This window comes from Bacillus sp. FSL K6-2971, assembly GCF_038006405.1.
GTDB lineage: Bacteria > Bacillota > Bacilli > Bacillales > Bacillaceae > Bacillus > Bacillus pumilus.
Genome location: NZ_JBBOVD010000001.1, coordinates 3,169,866 through 3,192,817, shown reverse-complemented (window position 1 = coordinate 3,192,817; position 22,952 = coordinate 3,169,866). Strand labels below are relative to the sequence as shown.

Below are 22,952 nucleotides of genomic sequence, written 5' to 3'. Positions count from 1 at the left end.
CAGCTAGAGGGCTCTTTTCCAATTGAGTAAATCAAAAGAAATAGGTAATTTTACTTATTTTTATTTATTTTCGAACATTAAGTCTTGAAAAATAATTCATATTACCTAAGAATAGAAGAGAAAGACCACAAATCATAATCCAAAAGGAGCAGAGTCATGAAAAAAATCAACTTTTTTAAGCACTTTACAATGTCGAAGAAATTAATTACTGCATTCTTAGCGATTCTCCTAGTGCCAATTCTCGTATTGGCAGCATTTTCTTATGAAGTGGCATCAAAGTCTCTCAATGATGAGATTATGTCTAGTGCTGCAAATGGTGTTCAGCAATTAAACGAACTCATTAATAAAGATGTACAGCCTAAAATTGATATCGTTTCTTATTTATCGAAATCGGTGAAAAAGAGTGAATTGACTTCTAAAAACAAGGATTTACTCAAGGTGAAATTAGAGCAATTATCGGAAACAGATGAAGATGTAGTGGAAGTATTCATTGCAGATCAAAATGGTAAACTAACCGAATATTCCGAGATTCATAAAGGTAGTGCGGCGAGTGCAAAAAACGAACCGTGGTTTCAACAATCGATGGGAGATGAGAAACTCATCATTTCAGATCCTTTTGTCGACAAGTCATCAGATGACCTGCTCATCACAATATCAGAACAGTTAGCAGATGGTTCTGGTGTGATTGGAATCAATGTGCGCTTGAACACGATCGTGAAAGATACAAACAGTATCAAAATAGGCAAAGAAGGCTATGCGTTTGTCGCGACTCCAGATCAGCACTATGTTGCCCATAAAACAGACAAGCCTGGGGCGAAATTGACAGGTGATTTCATCACGAAATTGTATGATAAAAAACAAGGCAGTTTCAAATATGAATACAATGGACAGCCGAAGCAAATGTTCTTTGACACAAATGAAGCAACAGGCTGGAAGCTTGCTGGAACCATGTATGTGGACGAAGTCCATGAAGCTGCAAAACCAGTGCTCGACTTAACAATGATCATACTGGCAGTTGCGATTGCCATAGGCGGAATTGCGATTTATTTTATTATTAAATCGATCCGAAAGCCACTGATAGCACTCTCTGAATCGGCTGAGAAAATCAGTCAGGGTGATCTGACCCAGCACATTGAAGTTCGTACTCATGATGAAATCGGTAAGCTTGCGCAGAGCTTTAACGAGATGTCAGCTAAGCTGAAACAAGTCATTCAAGCTGTTCAAAATTCCATTGAAAATGTGGCCGCCTCTTCTGAAGAATTAACAGCAAGTGCGGGACAGACCGCTCAAGCGACTGAGCATATCACATCATCTATTGAACAGTTCTCAAACAGCAATGAACATCAAAATGATATGATCGAAAAAAGCTCAGTCCAGTTAAACGAAATGGATCGCAGCTTATCCCATATGGTCGATACGACCTCTCATATGATGGAATCGTCGATTGATTCAAGCAAAACGGCTCAGGCTGGTGGAGAACTTGTTCAAAAAACAGCAGGGCAAATGCAAACCATCGAGCAGGCAGTGAAAGAAGCAGAGCTTGTTATTCAAGGCTTAGAGCAGAAATCAAAGGACATTACGAACATTCTGGGGGTCATTAACGGCATTGCCGACCAAACCAATCTCCTAGCTTTAAATGCTGCGATAGAAGCCGCTCGGGCAGGAGAAGCAGGTAGAGGTTTCTCTGTTGTTGCAGAAGAAGTTCGTAAGCTGGCAGAGCAATCCGGAAGCTCTTCAAAGGAAATTGAAAGCTTGACGAACGAGATTGTAGAGGAAATTCAAAAATCACAGAACATGTTTAAACAAGTAGCAGGTGAAGTACAATCTGGATTAAATATTACAGATGAAACGAAAATCAGCTTTGAGAAAATCACCGATAAAACATCAGAAATGACAGAACAAATGAAACAAATGAACGGAACGGCCAAAGAACTATCGCATGGCTCAAATGATATTTCACATGCGGTGAATCAAATCAAAGAGCTTTCACGAGAAAGCTCCGCAGGCTTCCAAGATATCGCAGCATCCGCAGAAGAACAGTTGGCATCTATGGAAGAGATTAGCTCCTCCTCTGCTACGTTATCTCAGATGGCAGAAGAGCTAAGAGAGCTCATTAAACAATTTAAAATGTAAGAGTATAAGGAAGCACCTGACGTTTTGGCGTCAGGTGTTTTTCCATTCAATGCATATAATTTGGGTATTTTGGTCTTATTTAGACTTTAATAAGTTAAAAAAGTAAAGAACGTAGTAGTGCTTCCGATATATATACTATCTTACTAAAAGGAGTTTTCTTTTTTATGAAATTCATACAGTATTTCAGAAAGCCATCTATTTCAAAAAAGCTCGTATTCTCTTTCTTATTCATTCTTTTATGCCCAATCATTGTATTGGCATTCTCTTCATATCATACGGCGAGCACCTCCTTAAATGATCAAATCATGCAAAGTGCAAAGGAGAACGTCGAACAGCTAGATAAAAATATTACGAAGGTTGTGAAAGTGAAAACAGACGCAGCCGATTTCTTTAGCAAATGGATCACGGAGAAAAAGCTTAAGCAAAAAGGCACGACAGATATTCAAGGGCGCTTTGAACAGTTCATGAGTATGAATGATGACACAGAAGGCATTTTTGTCGCTTCAAGTGATGGCAAAGTGTTTTCAAGATATCCTAACAAAAAAATGCCTGCTGACTATGTCGCAACGGAGCGGGATTGGTATAAAGACGGCTGGGCGAAAAACGGAGAGCTGTCTGTTTCAGCACCGTATCCAACAGCTTCCACAGGTACGCTTGTGGTCACCATCTCTAAAAAGTTAGAGGACGGATCAGGAGTCATTGCAATGAACCTAGATATTGCAAATCTAGTAAAAGAATCAAATAGCATAAATATCGGGAAACAAGGCTATGCCTTTATCGGAAGTCCGGATCGTACCTTTGTTGCCCATCCTACGAAAAAAGCTGGAACAAAATTATCTGGTGAATGGCTAGAAAAGCTTTATTCACAAGATGAAGGTTCTATGAGTTATATGTTTGAAGGAAAAGAAAAGCAAATGGAATTCACCACAAACAAAGCGACTGGCTGGAAAATTGTCGGTACGATGTTTGTGACAGAAGTAGAAGAAGCTGCACAGCCAGTCTTTAACATGGCCGCTATCATTTTAGCAGGCGCGCTCATCATTGGCGGGATTCTGATCTTCTTGATCATCCGTTCCATTACAAAACCACTATCTATACTTGTCTCTTCTTCAAAGAAAATCAGTGAGGGAGATTTAACAGAAAAAATTGATGTCCGGTCAAAAGATGAGATTGGACAGCTAGGCACAAGCTTTAATGAAATGAGTGAATCATTAAGAGATGTCATCCAAGCAGTACAAACATCTGTAGAAAACGTGGCTTCTTCATCTGAAGAACTGACAGCAAGCGCAGGTCAAACAACAAAAGCAACCGAACATATCACATCATCTATTGAAACATTCTCAAACGGAAACGAAAATCAAAGCGAAATGGTGGAGCAAAGTGCGGCTCATTTAAAACAAATGAATGAAGGTCTGAACGAAGTCGCAGAAACATCTAATGTCATCACAGCATCATCTATTCAATCAAGAACAGTCGCGGAATCAGGCGGACAGCTTGTGGAGCAAACCGTTGGCCAAATGAAGACGATCGACCATTCAGTGAAAGAAGCTGAAGGGGTGATCAACGGGCTAGAGCATAAATCAAAAGACATCACAAACATCCTAGGCGTGATTAACGGCATTGCGGATCAAACGAATTTACTTGCACTCAATGCTGCCATTGAAGCAGCACGTGCAGGTGAGTCAGGCAGAGGCTTCTCTGTTGTCGCAGAGGAAGTACGTAAACTTGCAGTTCAATCATCAGATTCAGCAAAAGAGATTGAAAAGCTTGTGAAAGAAATTGTATCTGAAATCGAAACATCTCAAAATATGTTCAAATCAGTGAATGAAGAAGTGAAGAATGGTCTTTCCATTACAGATCAAACGAAAGAAAGCTTCTCACAAATTAATCAGCAAACAGCGGAAATCGCTACAAGAATGAATGAAATGAATACAACAGTACGCGAGCTTTCAAAAGGATCTGAGCAAATTTCTAAAGCAGTGCATGAAATTGCAGATGTATCACGAGAGAGTTCAGCAAGCATCCAAGATATCGCTGCATCTGCTGAAGAGCAGCTTGCTTCTATGGAAGAGATTAGTTCTTCCTCTACGACTCTTTCCCAAATGGCGGAAGAATTACGTGATTTAATTAAAAAATTCAAGATCAGCGAATAGGATCAAGTGGTTCTCCTCAAGGGGAACCGCTTTTCTTTTTAAGAGGTCATCTCGTACAATAGAGGAAATCGAAAGAATAGGAGAGATGTTATGCGTTTATCAAATAAGAAGGTCATTGCGTTTGTCAGTGATGATTTTGAAGATTTAGAGCTATGGTATCCGGTTCTACGTTTAAGAGAAGAAGGGGCAACTGTGCATCTTGTAGGAGAAAAAGCAAATCATGAGTACACCGGGAAGTATGGTGTGCCGGCCGTATCTGATGCAGATTTTTATTCCATTCAAGCGGATGAATATGATGCTGTGCTTGTCCCAGGAGGATGGGCGCCAGATAAACTGCGCCGTTATCCAGAAGTGTTAAACATCGTTCGTTCATTTGATGAAAAGGCGAAACCAATCGGGCAAATTTGCCACGCTGGCTGGGTGCTGATTTCAGCAGGAATCCTGCACGGCAAAAAAGTGACAAGTACACCTGGTATTAAAGATGATATGACAAATGCTGGAGCGGACTGGTTTGATGAAGCAGTTGTCACAGATGGTCACCTCGTCTCGAGCAGACGTCCGCCGGACCTTCCTCCATATGTGAAAGCATTTGCGGATGTGTTAGCGGCAACATAAACAATGGATCCACAACAAAAAACAAAGGGCGAACTTGCACATCATGTTCGCCCTTTGTTTATCATTTCATGCCCATTCATTTTATCTATCGGCAGGAAACCTCACGCCCATTTGTTTTCTCGCCTCGTCCATGACGGACATGGTTTGAACAGATAAGGCAAATGTATTGACCGGAGACTGACTCATTCCTTGCTGAATACACTCAATAAAATGACAGATTTCATAATACATGGCTGGCTGATCATCTTTGAGAGAGATGTCGGTATGGTGTCCTTGCCGATCATGGATCGTGATATGCGAAGGACGGTGGAATTGATCAATCACCATCGTCGCATCCTCTCCTTGAATTTCCGCAGATAAATGAGACGTTGAAATTTTAGAATGAAAAAGGAGTGCTTGATGCCCGTCATATTGTAAAAGGACAGAGCCGCTCCCATCTACACCAGAAGAAAGCTTATAGCCTCTTGCGGTGATTTGATTCGGCAGACCAAATAAATAGACCACCGGGTAGACGAGATACACACCGATATCCATTAAAGAACCATTGGATAATTCAGGCTTAAAAGCATTTGGAATCTCGCCATTTCGGTAGGCATCGTATCTTGAGGAATATTTACAGTAATGAGCGACCACTTGCCGAATGGGTCCGAGCTGATCAAGATGCTGTTTGATTTGAAGGAAGTTGGGCAGAAATGTCGTTTTCATCGCTTCCATCAAACACACTTGATGTTTTTTCGCTGCAGCAATCATCTCTTCCACTTCTTTTCGGCGAGAGGCGAATGGTTTTTCGCATAAAACGTGCTTTTGGTGCTCCATCATCAACATGGCCTGCTCCTTATGAAGGGCATTTGGACTCGCAATATACACGGCATCAAACGCATCACTTTCTGCCATTTGATGTAAGTTCGTGAAAACTGTATCAATACCGTATTTTTCGGCAAATGCCTGGCCTTTTTCAGCGGACCGTGAATAGACGGCTGTACATGTAAAATCAGCTACTCCTTCACCGGCCTGTAAGAATCGATCTGTAATCCAGTTCGTTCCGATGACAGCAAATCGAATCATGTCGTTCCCTCCTTCTACTTTTCTCTGATTATACATCCTTTGAAAGCGTTTGTATGAAAGAACATTCTTTTTATTGAAAAGCGGATGAAACCTTTATATAGGCTGATGCGTCTTACATAAAGGATATAAATGTACGAAAAGGGGTAGTTTCTTCCTTCATTCGGGTAATACTCTGATAGAAGGGAGAGGAGGAAACGACCATGAAGCGCGTCCTGCATATAGGAAGTACATACGTCTTTGCGCTTTTATTCATAGCAGCCGGTATTTTTCATGTGATAGAGCCGAGCGGCTTTGCCCGTATGATGCCAGGCTGGCCATATCCATATGTAATGGTCTATGCGACGGCATGCTTAGAATGGCTGCTTGCTGTCTTGCTGCTTTTGCCAAATGTCAGGATCGCAGCAGCAAAAATCATTGCTGTCTATCTTGTCCTCATTTTCCCTGCAAACTTATTTGCTGCACGAGAGGGAATTCCATTTCCAGGTCAAGAAAGCACAGAGCAGTCTTTGCTATGGATAAGACTGATAGGACAGCCAATTCTGATTGTATGGGTGATGTCCATTGCAAAATGGGAAAAAAAGCTGAAACAATGACCACCATATCATGATCAGGTAGTGTACAATTTATTCATAAATAAGCCCGAGTTTGGAGGAACGATATGAATTCTATGCAAATGTGGAGCAGTCGATTTAGAAAATTTTTTCTTGATAACAAGTTTGTTCTCTTTTTACTCGTCCTGCTATTAATCGGATTGAATATCCTTGTTTTCATGAAAACATCCTTTATTTTCACACCGCTCATTGTACTCGTCAAAACCATTGCCTTACCGATTATTTTAACGGGGGTCGTGTATTATTTATTAAATCCGATTGTCAATTTGTTAGAGAAGTTTAGAGTCAAACGGATCTTTTCGATTTTGCTTTTATATATTGTCATTATTGGCATTATTACAGTGACGATCGTGTCTATTATTCCGTTTTTACAAGCGCAAATGATGAGTCTGTTTCATAATCTTCCGAAATATGTTGATACGGTAGAAGATCAGATTAGACAACTAACGGGAAGCAACTTCATTAATCAAGCGCAAAAAGCGATGAATTTTAACGTTTCTGAATTGGTGAGCAAAGCGTCAAGTCAAGCGACGAAAATTTTGGAAAGTACCTTTACCGGAGTGGGGACATTCTTAGGGGCGCTCACTGAAGTCATCATCTCGATCGTGACCGTTCCGTTCATTCTGTTTTATTTATTAAAAGACGGCAAAAAATTACCTGACTATTTCTTGAAATTTATTCCGAATAAGTTTAGAGAACATACACATATCGTGCTTCACGAAATGAACCATCGCCTGAGCTCTTATATTCTCGGACAGATCATTGTCAGCTTTTGTATAGGTGTTCTTCTTTTAATTGGTTATATGATCATTGGGTTAGACTATGCCTTTTTGTTAGCTATCATTGCGGCATGTACAAGTATTGTGCCTTACCTTGGTCCAACGATTGCCATTACACCAGCGATTGTGATTGCCCTTGTTACGTCACCAATTATGCTGCTCAAACTAATCATTGTCTGGACAGTTGTTCAGCTCATTGAAGGGAAATTTATCTCACCTCAGGTCATGGGGAAAAACCTTCATATCCATCCAATCACGATTATCTTTGTTCTCTTAACAGCAGGTAAATTGTTCAGCGTAGTCGGCATTATTGTTGCGATTCCGACATATGCCGTCCTGAAGGTCATCACGACCCACTTGTTTGATTGGTTCAAAATGCGATCCAATTTGTATAAAGAAGAAAAGGTTTAATGTCATAATCTTTTTTTGAAAAAAATATAGTATCATAAAGACGAGCTTTCGATGAAGGAAGCTTGTCTTTATGCGGACATAGATGGTTGCCTGTTCAAAAGATCAGAATTGAAAGGAAAGAAAATCATGAATCTATGGGATTTATTCGTGGCACTGGTTTTAGGAATTGTCGAAGGATTAACAGAGTATGCACCTGTCTCGTCTACAGGTCACATGATCATTGTCGATGATCTATGGTTAAAATCAAAGGAAATCATTACGCCAGAGGCGGCAAACACATTTAAAGTCGTGATTCAGTTAGGCTCTATTTTAGCTGTCATGATTGTGTTCAAGGATCGGATTTTGAACTTGTTAGGCTTAAAGAAAAATATTACTGAAGAACAAAAGCGCAGCGGGCATAAGCTGACCATTGCTCAAATTGCAGTAGGACTCGTCCCAGCCGTCATTTTAGGATTCTTATTTGAAGATTATATTGATAAATACTTGTTTGACGTGAGAACAGTTGCTGTCGGTTTGATTTTAGGCGCAGTGCTGATGCTTGTCGCTGACTGGATCAATAAACGTAAAACAGAAACAAGCTCTGTCGATAACATGACGTACAAACAGGCGCTTTATATCGGACTGTTTCAATGTTTGGCGTTATGGCCAGGCTTCTCTCGCTCAGGTTCAACAATCGCAGGTGGTGTTATTCTTGGTTTGAATCACCGTGCGGCAGCTGACTTTACATTTATTATGGCGATGCCGATTATGGCGGGCGCAAGCTTCTTAACACTTGTGAAAAACGCCGAATATTTAACAACAGACATGCTGCCATTCTTTATCGTCGGCTTTGTGAGTGCATTTGTTGTGGCTCTCTTTGTTGTTCGATTCTTCCTAAAACTGATCAATAAAATCAAGCTGGTGCCTTTTGCAATATACCGAATTATCCTAGGTGTGATTTTATTTATCCTATTCATGTAATGCTGAAAACTACTATTTAACTACTCTTTAAAAAGAGTAGTTTTTTTGTTATTCCAACTCTTTTAAACAGTAAAATCACCCTCTTAATTGGTAGAAAAAGAAGTTTTTTCATAAATTAGTGTTTAAGAGACAAGAGAAGGGGTAGTACATAAACATACCAATTAAAGGAGGAGTTAGAAATAATGAGAAAAACAAGCAAATTTTTTGTTAGTTCTGTGATCGCTACGTCAATGGTTGCTGCCCCTCTATCTCTTACGACTTTTGGTCAAACGGCTGAAGCTGCAACGACAACAGGTGTTGATGGAAGTGTCTCTATTGATCCAGTAGCCATTGCCGATAAAATTGAACAAGCAGTAAAATCATCTCAAAATCGTGATGGGTTCGTTAAAAATGCAGCTTACAGCGCCTTCTATGAAGCAGGTCAAAACTATAACGTCGTAGTCCAAAACTTAAGCCAAGACCATGACTTTAGCGGACTGAACAATGTGGTTTACTATGATAGTGTTGAATATGATGGTATTACGTTTGGTATTTGGGTATTCGAAGATGGGACGTTCGTCAATAATGGAGACGGTGGCTATATTAACTGGACATTTGTTGGTAGCTTTGACCGTGAGGAAGGAAGCGGCACTGTCGACTTCCATAAAAGATTCTAATCTTATTGTTAAAAGTCTGCCGATTCACCGGCAGACTTTTTTTATAACGCACATTCTTCTATGTCAAAACCTAAATCTTCAATGATATGATGATCCATTTGGACTTGCTGACCTTTTGTTGTCAAATAATCGCCTACGAAAATGGAATTTGCCGCATAAAGGGCAAGCGGCTGAAGCGTCCGTAAATTGAACTCTCTGCCTCCAGATACTCGAATTTCCTTGGTTGGATTGACAAACCTCATGAGTGCCAACACTTTCAATGCTTTGACCGGATGTGTTCGTTCTTGATGCTCAAGTGGTGTTCCTTCAATTGCATGAAGAAAGTTGACTGGAATAGAATCCGCATCAATGGCTCTGAGCGCAAAAGCCATTTCGACAATTTGCTGGTTGGTTTCACCCATTCCAATGATAACCCCTGAGCAAGGTGACATGCCCGACTGTTTGACCTCCTCAAGGGTCGACAAGCGGTCATGATATGTATGAGTTGTCGTAATGTGAGCATGATGATCTTGATGTGTATTGATATTGTGATTGTACCGATGAACCCCTGCTTCCTTCAGCCGCTTCGCTTTGTCTTCATTTAATAACCCAAGACATGCACACACCTTCAAAGGCATGGTCTCAGTGATCTCTTTTACTGCTGCCGTCACCTCATCTAATTCTCTGTGAGAAGGTGCTCGGCCGCTCGCGACAATACAATAAGTCCCCGCTTTTCTCTTGAGCGCCTCACGCGCGCCAGCCACAATCGTTTTTTGATCAAGCATTGTATATCGTTCAACCGGTGCTTTAGAAATGATCGACTGTGAACAATAACCACAGTTTTCAGGACAATAACCGCTTTTTGCGTTAAAAATCATATTTAATTTCACCTTATTTTGAAAAAAATGAAATCGTACTTGATAGGCTGCATGCATGATAGATAATAATTCTCTATCGTCAGCTTCAAGAATATCTAGACCTTCTTGCAGCGTGATCCGTTCATTTTTCAGCGCTTTCTCTGCTATCGCTTCCCAAGACAAAGACATTGGTTTTCCCATCATAAGCTCCTCTCATTATGTTAACTTATTTTTATTAAAAGTTAACATAATGGATAGTCGTTGGCAAGCATTGGATAAATGAAGTCTACAAAAATACTTGAAGACACACAAAAAGGCGATGATCATGAAGTCATCGCCTTTTTATATGTAAAGCTTTATAGCTTATCGAACAGTAATATAGTTAATCACAAGCTCGCCTAGTGAATTATAGTAGGAAACTGTGACAGAACCACGTTGTACGGCACGAATCCAAGTGAAGTTCGGAGCTGTTTGATCTAATTGAATGGCATATGTTGCGCCTGACACAGAAATTTGACTTGCTGGAAGAGAGACGGCGATTGAAGAACCTACAGTAAGCGTACGGTTCACTGTAATCACTTTATTCATAATAGGAGCTTTTGCTATAACTGGTTCTTTTGGCTGTGCAGCTACATGAGCCCCTTCAGTTTGAGAGAACGTAAGAGCACCTAAAGCAGCTAAAGACAGTGTACAAGCTTTCATTAATTTTTTCATCGGTAACACTCCTTTTTTTGGTATATACATATATTAATAATAATAGTATTATATGTCAATTAAATATGTGGAAAAAAGAGTATTTATGGTGAAATTTGTCACATATTATTCATGGGTCGTCTCTTTTTTCGGGGAAAAAGAGACATAAAAAAAAGCTGGGCGTATCCCAGCAATGTAAAGCTTTATGAAAAGAGATGATCAATCGTCGTCTCGCTGTTTTGGCTGACGGCCTTTTTGCTTCTCTTTTTCTTTAATGTAGTGAATAAAATCGATGGTTTGTCTTCGTGCTTCTTCGGAAAAATCGGAGGCAGCCTTAAATGCAATTTGCAAATCAGGATCGTCTGCAAGGTCGGCATCAATTCCGCCTTTGTCCTTACCTGTGAGAAGATAGTCCGTTGAGACCCCGTATAACTCGGCGATTTTCACAATCATTTCACCGTCAGGCTTTCTCAAGCCATATTCCCAATTTGCATAAGTGGACATCGCCTTTAATCCGAGTTTTTTAGCAACCGTTGACTTGCTCCATCCATGCTTCTCTCTTAATTCAGTTAAAATCTTTCCAGTCAAATTATCCATTGGAAACACCTTTTTTCATGTTATGAGTAAATTTTATCATGAATTACACGGAAAAGATAAATAATTACACAAAAAGAATAAAAAATGATTGACTTACTCGTTTTGTGTATATTATCATAATGAATATAACTTACACATATTGAGTAAGAGGTAGAAAGATGAAACTTGAAAATTTACGAGAAGAACGCATTTTACAAGGAAAAACACAAACCTATATGGCGAAAAAGTTAGGGTATAAGTACACGAGCGGCTATGCAAATATAGAAATGGGCAGAACGAAGACCAGCTTAGAAATAGCAAAGCATATTGCAGATTTGCTAAATAGGGGTGTTCAAGAGCTTTTTTTTTGATCAAAAGTTACACGAAATGAGTAACTTCTTTAAAGGAAAAGCACTTCTTTGAAAAGGAGAGACAAACAAAATGAATATTGAACATCCAATGGTAGCGCAGATGAATGACTTTGGATATCTAAAAAGCTACTGGTCATATGACATGACACGTTATGGGTATCAAGCAGAGATTGAGGAAAGTCTGGAGGGATTTGAAGAAGATGAAACATCAGATGACGTTTGATGCCAGAAAGGAAGCGCAGCTTTGTTTAGTCCAAGCTGGCGGCTGGATGACCTTTCATCATCAGAAACCGGTGTTTGTTTTTTCCACATCAGAAGACAAGCAAACATACATGACCCTCTTGGCGGAAAAGGTCGCTGAAGCAAAAAAGGAGGAATCAAGACGACATGAAACGATGGAAGAAAATCATGGCAATCCTCAAATGCTTGCTCAAAGCGAGTAAAAACGAACAAAACATCCGTCAGTGGGAAAAGGATGACGGGAGATCATAACATGGTCATCCATTTCATTATTGAGGCAGAGTTTTTGTTAACAAAAGATACATTGATAAAAAGAATACGAGCAGCAGCAAAAGCGCAATGCCCGCATAAAATAAAAGACGCACTATCACTCGAGATTCGTTTATTTGACGACATGCCGCTTGACATAGCTGACTGTCAAATCAAGCGTACATACGCAGAAAAAGGTTTGATACGTCCAGTGAACGTCAGCATCTTTCAGCCCCGACTACACCATATTCAAGAAGCACTTCATTCTATTGCGGATAGGGCCCCTCTACAGATTGTCGATTTAAGAGTTTCCCAGTTTTATAGTATGCGTCCAAGAATTGAAATCATTTTAAATACGATAGGTGATGGCACGAAGTCCTCACCAATTAAGGAGACAAGCATATGAACGAGCCAAAACAATTATTCATTCAAGAAAACCAGACATTTGTCGGTGAGATGGAAACAGGAAAAATTCAAGTCATCGTGTTAGATGGGAATGTAGGAACAGCTTATCAGATAGATGTACCTGAACATGGAAAAACCATTATCCAAACGGCAAAAGGTCATTTTGCAAGAGTAGACCACGAGATTGGTTTTAAAATCAGCTAGATCACTGAACAGATCACAACATCATACGTCCAAGACGGAAAGCCTGCGGACACTGATCAAGACCCTATGAAAAGGGGACTGATTGGTGTCCGTTTTTTATTTTCTTAAAAAAGGGAGAGAGCCAATATGCAAGATTTACTTATCGAATACAAACGAGCATTAAAGGATGCTAGAAAAAGATATGAACCATATAGAGAAAAAGAAGACAAACAGCTGTCAGATCAAGAGAAGCATGATAAAAAAATTATCGCTAGTATGGTCAGCGATCTCGAATACGTCGTGGAATGGCTTCAAATTGGCAGACAGCCAGGCGCACGCAGAGGATTAGACAGACGTTCAGTCTATCAGCGCACCATTCTAGCAAATCCAGAAGTGTTAGAGGCTTTATCACATGAATATACACTCATCCAAGAAAATGAAAAAGAAGTCAGTGAGCGGGACAAGAAACGAATTGACGAAGCCTTGTCCGTTTTAACGGATCGAGAAAAGGACGTATTCTTCATGCACACAACACAAGGATTATCGTTTAGCGAGATTGCGATTATGCTGGATGTGAAAAAAGGAACTGTCCAAAAACATATGGAGAGAGCTCGGACAAAGATGTCCAAAAAAGTACAAGAACGCCTATTCGAAGCAGCTGAATAGGCGTTTTTTCTTTTACAAAATAAATGGAGCAACACTTGTCTTACAGTTGCCACCTATAGTTAGAAAGACCAAACGGATGTTTGCTAGCCCTACACAAATGATTCCTTCACAGAAAATCGTTCGAATTAAAAGGAGGCGGCAGGTGAATGTAAATGAAAGATAAACGGATAGAAGCCAAGCAAGATTATATGAAAGGGATGACGTACCAGCAAATTGCTGATCATTACAATGTCTCGATCCATACCGTGAAATCATGGAAAAGACGATACGGATGGCAAAGGCAAAAAGGTTCGTCAAAGCAGGCACACTCGATCTTCAATCAGTTTCTTTCAGATGAAACAATTGAAATCATGGAGAAAATGAGCGGGCGTACATCGCTTGATTTAATCTGGGATCAAATTCAAATTCAATATGCTGCCATTATTCGGGCGCAGCGCATCATGTATGTGTCAGATCAAGATGACATGATCAAAGAGCTGAAAAAGGCGGCATACATGCCTTCTTCATTAGAAGAAACAGTAGAAGGCATTCAGCCAGAACAAGAAATCAGCACAGAAGAATATTCGTTTCAATTTTCATGGGATCGGCATGCCACCTTTTTAAATGCCCAATCCCGTGCAATGGGAGAGCTCAGGCGTCTCATTAAACAGTTTGAAGAGCTTGCACATGCGAAGGATGAACGAAGATTAAGGCTAAAGCAAATTGAACTGACCATCGAAAAAACAAAAAAAGCAGTGCGCGAAGAAAAAGAGGAAGATCTTCACATCATGATCAAGCGAAAAGAGGATAACTCATGACGTCATTGATTGAAAAAGAAGTCAATCCTCACTTTGAACATTTTCTATTCGATTGGAATCAAAAGTTTCAATTTTTAGTAGGCGGCTACGGCTCCTCGAAAAGCTATCACATTGCGTTAAAACTCATTTTAAAGCTGCTGGAAGAAAAACGGACAGCACTTGTCATTCGAGAAGTATATGATACGCACCGTGAATCAACATTTTCTCTCTTACAAGAGATCGTCAGCGATCTTGGCATCGATCATTTGGTGAAGTGCCGCAGTTCGCCGCTTGCCTTGACGTTTCGAAATGGCAGCAGCATCTTATTCAAAGGGCTGGACAAGCCTGAGAAATTGAAATCGATTAACAACATCTCGATGATTTGGATTGAGGAGTGTTCAGAGGTTTCTTATGAAGGCTTTAAAGAGCTGCTTGGAAGATTGAGGCATCCGTCCTTACCGCTTTATATGATGTTATCGACCAATCCTGTTGGTCAAGATAATTGGACGTACAGACATTTCTTTCGAGATGAACAGCTGAAGCGATTTGTCCTAGATGACGAAACCTTATACAAAAAACGCACCGTTGTGATCAAGGATACGTACTATCATCACTCCACAGCGGAAGATAACCTATTTCTCCCTAAAAGCTATGTGAAACAGCTGGATGAGCTGAAAGAATACGACCCAGACCTCTATCGAATTGCGAGGAAAGGCTATTTCGGCATCAATGGAACAAAGGTTTTTCCTCAATTTGAGGTAAGAAATCATTCTGATGTATTAGAAGCGATTCAGCAGATTGACCGGCCGCTAAAACGAGCAGGCATGGATTTTGGATTTGTTGAATCATACAATGCCCTCATTCGATTAGCCGTCGACCATGAAAAAAAGTACTTATATATTTACTGGGAATATTACGACCGCGGGAAAACAGATGATGAAACAGCTGTTGACCTAAAAGAGTTCATTGAATCAAAGGAACTCATCAAAGCCGATGCAGCCGAGCCTAAAACCATTCACTATTTTCGGCAACTTGGATTTCAAATGGTGGCAGCACATAAGTTCCAAGGCTCGCGTTTGCAGTATACGAAAAAGATCAAACGGTTTAAGAAAATCATTTGCTCTGATGCTTGTCCGTATACAATCTATGAACTTCAATCACTGACCTATAAGGCAGATAAGGATGGACGTTTAGAGGAAGATACATTTCAAATCGACCCGCACACATTATCAGCGATCTGGTATGCGCTGGATGATTATGAAGTGACGGATTTGAAACAGTCCGCCTCAGAGCGTGTCCGTCCAAACAGAGAGAGGAGGTCCATACAATGAAACAATTGAAAGCAACGATTATGAAGGCAAACATGTCTGATCATACAAAACAAATGTATGCAGATGAATTTTCCTATGAAAAAGATGACATTGTTCCCCCTCCTTACAACATCAATGAATTAAAAAGCATGGCAGAATATTCAACCATTCTTCAGCAATGTATTGATGCGTACAAAACGAATATTTTAGGCTTTGGATTTGGGGTGGAATACGCCTTTGACTTTAATGCAGAAGGTGTAAAACTGGCAAAAAAGAAAGCCGCAGAAAAGGAATGGACAAGACTTGAAGAGTTTACGAAGTACATGAACTATGATGAGTCCGCTGATGTGATTCTTGGCTATGTCCTCGAAGACCGAGAGAAAACGGGCAATGGTTTTTTAGAGGTGCTGAGAGATGGACAAGGAAAGCCGGCCGGAATCGAGTATTTAGATGCGCTTCATATCCGCATTTGCAAGCTTAGTGAGCCAGTCGACGTCGAATTCAGGTACACCGAAAATGGCGAAATGAAGACAATGAATCGAAAGAAACGATTCCGTAAATATGTACAGGTAATCAACGAAAAGAAAGTCTTCTTCAAGGAGTATGGTGATCCGCGCATTTTGCACTGTGAAACAGGCAAGTACGATGACACTACACCAGAGCCGCTTCGCGCAACAGAAGTGATTCATTTTAAAATTGGCAGTGGAACGTATGGGATTCCCCGCTGGATTGGCAACATCGTCAATATGTACGGAGCACGCAAGGCAGAGGAGCTGAACTATCTTTATTTTAAACAAGGGCGGCATGTACCAGGTGCCATCATTGTCGAAAATGGCATGCTGTCAGAATCCTCTTATCAGCAGCTTCAAGATTATATGGACGATATTGAAGGATCTGATCATGCACATAAATTTCTATTGCTTGAAGTTGAAGGTCTGCCGACAGAAAAAGGGTTAACGGGAGAAGAAGATGTCTCAAATGTCAAAGTAAACTTCAAATCTCTAGCTGAGATCCTGCAAGAAGATGCGCTTTTTTTAGAATACGATGAAAAAACAAGAAACAAAATCCGCTCTGCGTTTCGCCTTCCGCCAATTTACACAGGTGAGTCTCAAGACTATAACAAAGCGACAGCAGATACAGCGCGTAAAACAACAGAAGAGCAAGTATTTCAGCCGGAACGTCATCTCATCACAGGAAAACTCAATACTCTTTTCCTGCCGGATCTTGAAATTTGGCATGTCCGTTTTCTATTAAATGGTCCTGATTTTAGAGACCCATTAGAGATTGCCAAGGTACTGACACCATTTATTCAGGCGGGAGCAGTGTCACCAAACGATTTGCGCGATCTAGCAGGAAGAATTCTCGGAAAAACGCTAGAGGAATGGCCTGAGGAACTGTATCACCGCCCTTTAGAAAGCCGCATGAAATCAGCTGAAGAAAAGCCTCAACCAGAGCCGGACCAGCTGACGAAATAAACAGAAGCGAGTGCGCTTTTTTGAAAGGGGGTGAACATATGCCAAGAGAACTAAAAAACGCTAAAATTACGCATGTTTCCTACGTGGACAAAGCAGCGAACAAGAAGAAATTCTTTCTGATGAAAGCAAAGAAAAAGCGGCCTGACTTTCAAAAGGAGGTCAGTGTCCTGACAAAGGCAGAAGATGCTCATCGCCTCGTGTACGGAGTCGTGTATGAGCCGAATACGCCTGATGCACATCAAGACTTTATGACAGCCAAGGAAATTGAAAGAGCGGCACACGGCTTTATGAAGGATGCCCGTCATATTGACAAGCAGCATGATTTTCAGGATGGTGTTGGCGAAGTGGTTGAATCATATATTGCTCCGGCTGATGTTGAAGTGGGAGGGGAGCTGATTCGCAAAGGATCTTGGGTGCTTGTGACAAAGGCTTCCCAAGAGATTTGGGATCAAATTCAGAAAGGCCACATTACAGGCTATTCAATGGCTGGAACGGCGGACATCGTCGCCATAGAAGAACAAGATCAGCTTCTATCTCAAGATACAAATGAGAGAGGGCTTTTTTCTTTGCTGAAAAATTTCTTTTTAAAAGAGGAAGGTGCAAACATGTCACAACCATTTTGGAACGTTTTAGACCATCTGCTGGAAACCTTACAGTCAAGTGATGGTGATGAGGCGGAAGTAAGAGCTGCCTTAGAACAGCTCATTCCAATCATGCAGGACATCCTGAAGACAGAGGATGTACTTCAAACGATTGGTGAAAGGCCAGCAGACGTACAAAAAGAAGAGGCCGCTTTGACGACGGATCAAGTACGAGAGCTCGAAAAAGCAAAAAAGGCCATCGAAAACGTCTTGCAGCAGGCTGAACAGCAGGAAACAGAACAAACAGGGGAAGAACCTGTCCAAAAAGTGCTCGAGCAAGTCGTTGCACCGATTCGTCATCAGCTCTCTTCCTTAGAGAAATCAGCTAGCAGAGAAAAAGCAGCAATGCAGGAAGTGCTTCAGCAGCAGCTTTTGCCTATTTCAGAGCGGATTCACATGCTTGAAAAGGCAAGGGGCATATCAAAACAAACAATCCATGATACACAAAACGACACGACAAAACCCATATGGGATGGCTTACTATAAGCCGAAATAAGGAGGAAACAGTGTGAGAAATCAAGAGTTGATTCGTAAGGCTGAAATGACACTTGCCAGCTTAAAAACCGGCGGTCTCATGAACGCAACCCAATCCAACACATTCATTAGAATGATGCAAAACACACCAACCGTTTTAAATGATGCACGCATCATTCCGATGGAAAGTGATTCACAAAAAATCGAAAAAATCGGCTTTGGCCAGCGTATTTTGCGCCCGGCAGAGGAAGGCAAAGCGCTTGATGCGAAAGACCGTGTTGTCCCAGCGACAAGCACTGTCCAGCTAAATGCAAAAGAGGTCATTGCAGAAATTCATATGACCTACGACAGCATTGAAAACAATATTGAAAAAGACGGAATTCAGCAGACCATTATGCAAATGCTTGCTGAACGAGCGGCCGTTGATATTGAAGAGCTCATCGTCAATGGGGATACGACTTCATCAGATCCGTTTTTAGCCCAAATGGATGGCGTGAGAAAACAAGCAGTATCTCATATTGTTGATGCAAATGGAGCGGAAATTAGCCGCCAAATGTTTAAACAAGCCTATAAAGCGATGCCGTCAAAATATTTACGTGTACCTCAGGATTTCCGTTTCTACACATCCCCAAGTTTAGAGGTGGAATGGAAGGATCAAGTAGCAAACCGTCAGACAACTCTCGGAGATGCGGTGATTCAAGGCGGACTTTCTTCTGCATTCGGTGTGCCGGTCAAAGGTCTTGCCAATATGCAGCCATATGACGAAGCGGGAACAGACGTATCAGATATTTTGCTGACACACCCTAAAAATATTATCGTAGGTTTTTCTCGTCATATTCGAATTGAAGTAGAAAAAGATATTCGTAGCCGGAAATTTATTATAGTTCTGACAGCGAAGCTAGACAGCAAATTTGAGGAAGAGGATGCTGTAGCAAAAGTGATGAAAGTGAAAGAGTAGGTGACGGCAGGTCATGATTATTTCTCCTGAAGAACTGCAAGCCTATTCTGTATTTGAGCGTGTGAAAAATCGATCTGTAGAAAGACTGACAGCAGATATTATCGAAGCAGAAGCTGCGGTATTTCAGATCGTCGGTCATGATTTCTCAAGCGAAAAATATCAGCCCCTCCCTGAAAAAGCAAGAATCGCATTATTAAAAATGGCTCAATATTTTGCCATGCTGAATGATGATGAGTCTATGATGAAAGGCTTTACGTCAGAGAAAATGGGTGATTATTCATATGCGAAGGCAGCTGATCAAGTGAAAGGCAAACCTTATGTATATGCCCTGCTTGTCGATTACATTGAACCATCATTATCGGGCGGCAGTACCAAATTAAAGGTGAGATCATTATGAGTTATCAATCTCTCTTAACAGACCGCTGTGATCTTTTTCACCTTGAACATCAGGAGGCTTCCCGAGGAAAATTTGGGATTCCAGCTGATGACTTACAAATGACTCTTTCCTATCCTGATGCGCCTAGCCTGACGGACCTGGCTTGTTATGTCATAGAAAAAAATCAGTCACTTGTGCAAGAAGAGCCGAATACAGTGATTTATCAATCCTATCTTGTCCATTTTCCTTTAGCAAGTGATATTCGCCTACATGACAAAATGGTGTGGAACGGCGTCTCACTTAAGTTGCAGCAGCCCAAAATAATGAAAAATCATCACATTGAAGTGATGGCAGTCAGGAAGGAAAATCTATGAAAATTGATGGACTTGACCGGCTACTTTCACAGCTGGAAACAGCGTGTGCTGGCGGCTTAAAAGCAGAATATCAAGATTGGCTAGAGGATATGGGCCTAGAGCTTTTGGACATCATTCAAGATGAGCTAATCAAGGAGAATACTGTCGATACAGGCCGGCTTCTAAGCTCTTTTACGCAAGGAGACAAGGAGAATCATTTTCTCATGTCAAAAGGTGGTCTCACACTTGAAGTGGGAACGCAGCTTGAATATGCCTCCTATGTCAATGACGGACATGCTACTTCTTCAAGTGGGGAGCGAAGATGGGTGCCTGGCAGGTGGGCTGGCAGCCGCTTTGAATATGATCCGAATGCAAAGACAGGAATGATGCTTGCCTCTCAATGGATAGATGGAAATGGCTACTGGGATCATGCTGTCATGCTCTATGAGCAAATGTTTGAACGGTCGCTGGATCGAAAGCTTCAAAGCTGGTTCGATCGACATTTTGGGAGGTGATGAAATGAATCAAGAAGTCGGGGCAATCATGCATTATATTTACACACACTTTCCTGTGACAATGTATGATCGTCTTTTACCAGAGCGTTTTCAAGTACCATCCGTTTATGTGCCGCCCGTAACAGTCATCAGCGGTCCAGATACGGTATCTACGTTTATGAAATCTTATTCGCTGCAAGTGAAAGTGTTTCATATGGATTCAGAAAAAGCGCATGACGCGGCAGAAACGATTGTTGATGCATTGCTTGCTGATCGTCAAATGATTCAGATGATGAGTGAAGATGGAGAGGTGCTTGATGATTATGTCCGCATAAAAAGAGTGGAAACCAGAATGTTAGATCAAGGCGTAGCAGCGATTGTCCTGACGTGGGATAGCAGTTATTGGTACAACCGAGACAAACAAGCAAGCCTTGAAGATATCAATTTTTCAGATGGGGTGATCAAACGTGAGCAAGACTAAAAAAGCAGAGCCCGCTCAAACAGCTGGCGAAGAAAAAGAATTTGGCTTTTCATTTGAAGCCTTAAAGGAGCACAGTAAGGATCTTTTTGGTGTTAAACCAGAAATCCTTGAAGGTGCTCTTTTTTATATCAAACATCAACCAATTACAAAAACAGAAGCGAAAAAGCACATTGATGCTTTTTTGTCCAAGGAGGTTTAAAGGATGAACGGAGGCACATTTACACCAGGTACAGAGAAAAAGCGTCCTGGCATTTACTTTAATTTTAAAACAACAGCAGAGCAGCGAATTACTTTAGGCGATCGAGGTACGGTGGCACTTCCTCTTGTGATGAGCTGGGGAGAACCAAAAACCTTTATTTCCATTTCCAATATGGAAGACTTAAATAAAAAGGTTGGACTTAATATTGATGACAAGTCGCTTCTTCTTTTCCGTGAAGCAAAGAAAAAAGCGCAAACAGTCTTGCTTTACCGTCTAAACGAAGGGGAGCCAGCCAAAGCTGAAATCTCAGAAAACTTTGTGGTTACAGCCAATTATGGCGGTCTAAAAGGAAATGAGATCACCATTCAAGTGGCAGAAAATGTACTCGACAGCACCAAACGTGACGTCATTACTTATCTTGGAACAGATATTGTGGATAAGCAGATTGTGACGGATGTCAAAGATCTTGTGAAAAACAAATATGTTCAATTTTCTGGTGAAGGTGAAGCAGTTATCACAGCTGGTGTGGCACTAAGCGGCGGAAAAAACGGTGTGGCAAGTGTCGCAGATTATACAGCTTTCCTAGAAGCAGCAGAAACAGAATACTTTGATGTCATTGCGCTCCCAGTCGATAATAGTGAGCAATTAAAAGCAACCTTCGCTTCATTTATCGAGCGTCTACGTGATAAGCAAGGACGTAAGGTGCAAGGCGTTGTCGCTAACTATGCAGCTGACCAAGAAGGCATCATTAATGTGACAAGTGGTGTTGTGCTGGAAGATGGAACAGAACTAACACCTGCTCAAACAACAGCTTGGGTCGCAGGGGCTAGTGCAGGTGCAAACTTCAATCAGTCACTCACCTTTGTGGAATACGAAGGAGCGGTAGATACATTAGAACGCCTTGATAATGATCAAGTAGAATACCGGTTATCACAAGGGGAGTTCCTCTTCACCTTTGATGCGAGAGACCGCACGGTGAGTGTTGAAAAAGATATTAACTCTTTAACAAGCTTCACAGCTGAAAAGAATCAGCAAATGGCGAAAAACAAAATCATTCGTGTGCTTGATGCCATCAACAATGATTTAACGTTCGAATTAAAAAATCTGATTAAATTACGCAAAGCCAATGGCAATGACATTCCAGCATCCGATGATGGAGTGCAGCTTGTGAAAACACTGATTACACAGTATCTCACACAGCTTCAAGATGGCAGCGGCATTACAGGCTTTAACTCAGAAACAGATATCGTCATCGGTCTCAATGAAGATCGTGATGGATTTATCATCGATCTAGCTGTTCAACCAGTAGATGCAGCAGAAAAATTCTATTTCAATGTGGAGGTGAAGTAAGATGGCTTTTAAAGCGCAAAATACAATTTCAGGTAAAGAGGGTCGTCTTTTCTTAGAAGGTGAGGAACTTGCCTTTATCAAAACGTTTGAAGCAAACGTGGAAAAAAACAAATCAGAAGTCAACGTGATGGGCCGCCGAATGACTGGTCATAAAACAACTGGGGCAAACGGAACAGGAACGGCAACATTCTATAAAGTTACGTCTCGTTTCGTTCAATTAATGCTCAACTATGTGAAAAAAGGGGAAGATCCTTATTTCACTCTTCAAGCGGTGATTGACGATAAATCATCAGGCCGAGGTACTGAGCGTGTAACATTATTTGATGTCAACTTCGATTCAGCTAAAATTGCTGGACTTGATGTCGATTCAGAAGCACTAGAAGAAGAAGTACCGTTTACGTTCGAGGACTTTGATCTTCCTGAAAAGCTGAAGAATTCCTTTTAATGAACAAAAGGCATACAA

Annotated in this window: 29 protein-coding genes and 1 pseudogene; 26 read left to right on the top strand and 4 right to left on the bottom strand. The window is 41.0% G+C overall.

Going from position 1 to position 22,952, the window contains the following annotated elements:
- Positions 1–156: 156 nt before the first annotated feature.
- From MHI33_RS22100 to MHI33_RS17160, 4 genes and pseudogenes are all read left to right on the top strand, one after another.
- Positions 157–1,194 (top strand): annotated as a pseudogene (locus tag MHI33_RS22100) (HAMP domain-containing protein); the annotation flags it as partial.
- The gene (locus MHI33_RS22095) at positions 1,186–2,133 is read left to right on the top strand and encodes a methyl-accepting chemotaxis protein (protein ID WP_376699979.1); all 948 of its coding nucleotides are present in this window, start codon (positions 1,186–1,188) and stop codon (positions 2,131–2,133) included. The pseudogene MHI33_RS22100 and the gene MHI33_RS22095, both read left to right, overlap by 9 nt.
- Positions 2,134–2,297: 164 nt before the next feature.
- Positions 2,298–4,286, top strand: coding sequence for a methyl-accepting chemotaxis protein TlpB (gene tlpB / locus MHI33_RS17165; RefSeq protein ID WP_268453834.1), 1,989 nt, complete (start codon positions 2,298–2,300; stop codon positions 4,284–4,286).
- A gap of 90 nt (positions 4,287–4,376) precedes the next feature.
- Positions 4,377–4,901, top strand: a complete 525-nt coding sequence (locus tag MHI33_RS17160; protein ID WP_044140784.1) for a type 1 glutamine amidotransferase domain-containing protein — start codon at positions 4,377–4,379, stop codon at positions 4,899–4,901.
- Between the two features lie 81 nt (positions 4,902–4,982).
- On the opposite strand, the gene MHI33_RS17155 is transcribed toward MHI33_RS17160, so the two are convergent.
- Complete coding sequence (locus tag MHI33_RS17155; RefSeq protein WP_340912753.1) at positions 4,983–5,966, bottom strand: Gfo/Idh/MocA family protein; 984 nt, start codon at positions 5,964–5,966, stop codon at positions 4,983–4,985.
- 200 nt (positions 5,967–6,166) lie between these two features.
- On the opposite strand from MHI33_RS17155, the gene MHI33_RS17150 reads away from it, so the two are divergent.
- From MHI33_RS17150 to MHI33_RS17135, 4 genes are all read left to right on the top strand, one after another.
- Positions 6,167–6,559, top strand: a complete 393-nt coding sequence (locus MHI33_RS17150; protein WP_065099051.1) for a DoxX family protein — start codon at positions 6,167–6,169, stop codon at positions 6,557–6,559.
- Between the two features lie 65 nt (positions 6,560–6,624).
- Entirely contained in the window at positions 6,625–7,767 is a 1,143-nt protein-coding gene (locus MHI33_RS17145) for an AI-2E family transporter (protein ID WP_003213553.1), read from the top strand.
- A gap of 126 nt (positions 7,768–7,893) precedes the next feature.
- A complete protein-coding gene (locus tag MHI33_RS17140; RefSeq protein WP_034660680.1) occupies positions 7,894–8,727 on the top strand; it encodes an undecaprenyl-diphosphate phosphatase in 834 nt (277 codons plus the stop codon).
- A 182-nt stretch (positions 8,728–8,909) separates the two neighbouring features.
- Positions 8,910–9,383: a hypothetical protein gene (locus MHI33_RS17135; RefSeq protein WP_003212767.1), complete on the top strand. Its 474-nt coding sequence runs from the start codon at positions 8,910–8,912 to the stop codon at positions 9,381–9,383.
- 41 nt (positions 9,384–9,424) lie between these two features.
- Here the strand turns inward: MHI33_RS17135 and bioB are convergent, their stop codons facing one another.
- The 3 genes from bioB to MHI33_RS17120 all read right to left on the bottom strand — a co-directional run bounded on the left by bioB (position 9,425) and on the right by MHI33_RS17120 (position 11,509).
- Complete coding sequence (bioB, locus tag MHI33_RS17130; RefSeq protein ID WP_065099049.1) at positions 9,425–10,420, bottom strand: biotin synthase BioB; 996 nt, start codon at positions 10,418–10,420, stop codon at positions 9,425–9,427.
- A 162-nt stretch (positions 10,421–10,582) separates the two neighbouring features.
- Positions 10,583–10,933, bottom strand: coding sequence for a hypothetical protein (locus tag MHI33_RS17125; RefSeq protein ID WP_065099048.1), 351 nt, complete (start codon positions 10,931–10,933; stop codon positions 10,583–10,585).
- Positions 10,934–11,131: 198 nt separating this feature from the next.
- On the bottom strand, positions 11,132–11,509 hold the full coding sequence (locus MHI33_RS17120; protein ID WP_044140780.1) for a helix-turn-helix domain-containing protein: 378 nt from the start codon (positions 11,507–11,509) through the stop codon (positions 11,132–11,134).
- 158 nt (positions 11,510–11,667) lie between these two features.
- On the opposite strand from MHI33_RS17120, the gene MHI33_RS17115 reads away from it, so the two are divergent.
- The 18 genes from MHI33_RS17115 (at position 11,668) to MHI33_RS17030 (ending at position 22,934) form a co-directional block, all read left to right on the top strand.
- The gene (locus MHI33_RS17115; RefSeq protein ID WP_340912747.1) at positions 11,668–11,859 is read left to right on the top strand and encodes a helix-turn-helix transcriptional regulator; all 192 of its coding nucleotides are present in this window, start codon (positions 11,668–11,670) and stop codon (positions 11,857–11,859) included.
- A 70-nt stretch (positions 11,860–11,929) separates the two neighbouring features.
- The gene (locus MHI33_RS17110) at positions 11,930–12,082 is read left to right on the top strand and encodes a hypothetical protein (protein ID WP_185106834.1); all 153 of its coding nucleotides are present in this window, start codon (positions 11,930–11,932) and stop codon (positions 12,080–12,082) included.
- Positions 12,060–12,302 carry a hypothetical protein gene (locus tag MHI33_RS17105; RefSeq protein WP_065099047.1) on the top strand — a complete coding sequence of 81 codons (243 nt, stop codon included), beginning with the start codon at positions 12,060–12,062 and terminating at the stop codon, positions 12,300–12,302. Before MHI33_RS17110 ends, MHI33_RS17105 begins: the two co-directional genes overlap by 23 nt.
- 50 nt (positions 12,303–12,352) lie before the next feature.
- On the top strand, positions 12,353–12,754 hold the full coding sequence (locus tag MHI33_RS17100; RefSeq protein ID WP_044140778.1) for a hypothetical protein: 402 nt from the start codon (positions 12,353–12,355) through the stop codon (positions 12,752–12,754).
- A complete protein-coding gene (locus MHI33_RS17095) occupies positions 12,751–12,957 on the top strand; it encodes an XtrA/YqaO family protein (RefSeq protein ID WP_012011053.1) in 207 nt (68 codons plus the stop codon). The genes MHI33_RS17100 and MHI33_RS17095 overlap by 4 nt, the downstream gene beginning before the upstream one ends.
- 126 nt (positions 12,958–13,083) lie before the next feature.
- Positions 13,084–13,602, top strand: coding sequence for a sigma-70 family RNA polymerase sigma factor (locus tag MHI33_RS17090; protein ID WP_044140776.1), 519 nt, complete (start codon positions 13,084–13,086; stop codon positions 13,600–13,602).
- A 152-nt stretch (positions 13,603–13,754) separates the two neighbouring features.
- Positions 13,755–14,399 carry a phage terminase small subunit gene (gene terS, locus MHI33_RS17085; protein WP_044140775.1) on the top strand — a complete coding sequence of 215 codons (645 nt, stop codon included), beginning with the start codon at positions 13,755–13,757 and terminating at the stop codon, positions 14,397–14,399.
- An 8-nt stretch (positions 14,400–14,407) separates the two neighbouring features.
- Positions 14,408–15,709: a PBSX family phage terminase large subunit gene (locus MHI33_RS17080; RefSeq protein WP_340913860.1), complete on the top strand. Its 1,302-nt coding sequence runs from the start codon at positions 14,408–14,410 to the stop codon at positions 15,707–15,709.
- Positions 15,706–17,163, top strand: coding sequence for a phage portal protein (locus tag MHI33_RS17075; protein WP_340912740.1), 1,458 nt, complete (start codon positions 15,706–15,708; stop codon positions 17,161–17,163). The genes MHI33_RS17080 and MHI33_RS17075 overlap by 4 nt, the downstream gene beginning before the upstream one ends.
- 38 nt (positions 17,164–17,201) lie before the next feature.
- Positions 17,202–18,290 carry an XkdF-like putative serine protease domain-containing protein gene (locus MHI33_RS17070; RefSeq protein ID WP_065099044.1) on the top strand — a complete coding sequence of 363 codons (1,089 nt, stop codon included), beginning with the start codon at positions 17,202–17,204 and terminating at the stop codon, positions 18,288–18,290.
- A gap of 22 nt (positions 18,291–18,312) precedes the next feature.
- Positions 18,313–19,236, top strand: a complete 924-nt coding sequence (locus tag MHI33_RS17065) for a phage major capsid protein (RefSeq protein WP_065099043.1) — start codon at positions 18,313–18,315, stop codon at positions 19,234–19,236.
- Positions 19,237–19,249: 13 nt separating this feature from the next.
- Complete coding sequence (yqbG, locus tag MHI33_RS17060) at positions 19,250–19,633, top strand: protein YqbG (protein ID WP_065099042.1); 384 nt, start codon at positions 19,250–19,252, stop codon at positions 19,631–19,633.
- On the top strand, positions 19,630–19,986 hold the full coding sequence (locus tag MHI33_RS17055; RefSeq protein ID WP_044140769.1) for a YqbH/XkdH family protein: 357 nt from the start codon (positions 19,630–19,632) through the stop codon (positions 19,984–19,986). The genes yqbG and MHI33_RS17055 overlap by 4 nt, the downstream gene beginning before the upstream one ends.
- On the top strand, positions 19,983–20,480 hold the full coding sequence (locus MHI33_RS17050) for an HK97 gp10 family phage protein (RefSeq protein WP_065099041.1): 498 nt from the start codon (positions 19,983–19,985) through the stop codon (positions 20,478–20,480). Before MHI33_RS17055 ends, MHI33_RS17050 begins: the two co-directional genes overlap by 4 nt.
- Before the next feature lie 4 nt (positions 20,481–20,484).
- Positions 20,485–20,940, top strand: a complete 456-nt coding sequence (locus MHI33_RS17045) for a phage tail terminator family protein (RefSeq protein ID WP_065099040.1) — start codon at positions 20,485–20,487, stop codon at positions 20,938–20,940.
- Positions 20,927–21,139, top strand: a complete 213-nt coding sequence (locus MHI33_RS17040; RefSeq protein WP_003212736.1) for a hypothetical protein — start codon at positions 20,927–20,929, stop codon at positions 21,137–21,139. Before MHI33_RS17045 ends, MHI33_RS17040 begins: the two co-directional genes overlap by 14 nt.
- Positions 21,140–21,142: 3 nt before the next feature.
- Entirely contained in the window at positions 21,143–22,489 is a 1,347-nt protein-coding gene (locus MHI33_RS17035) for a phage tail sheath family protein (protein ID WP_065099039.1), read from the top strand.
- A 1-nt stretch (position 22,490) separates the two neighbouring features.
- A complete protein-coding gene (locus MHI33_RS17030) occupies positions 22,491–22,934 on the top strand; it encodes a phage tail tube protein (protein WP_003213309.1) in 444 nt (147 codons plus the stop codon).
- Positions 22,935–22,952: the final 18 nt, after the last annotated feature.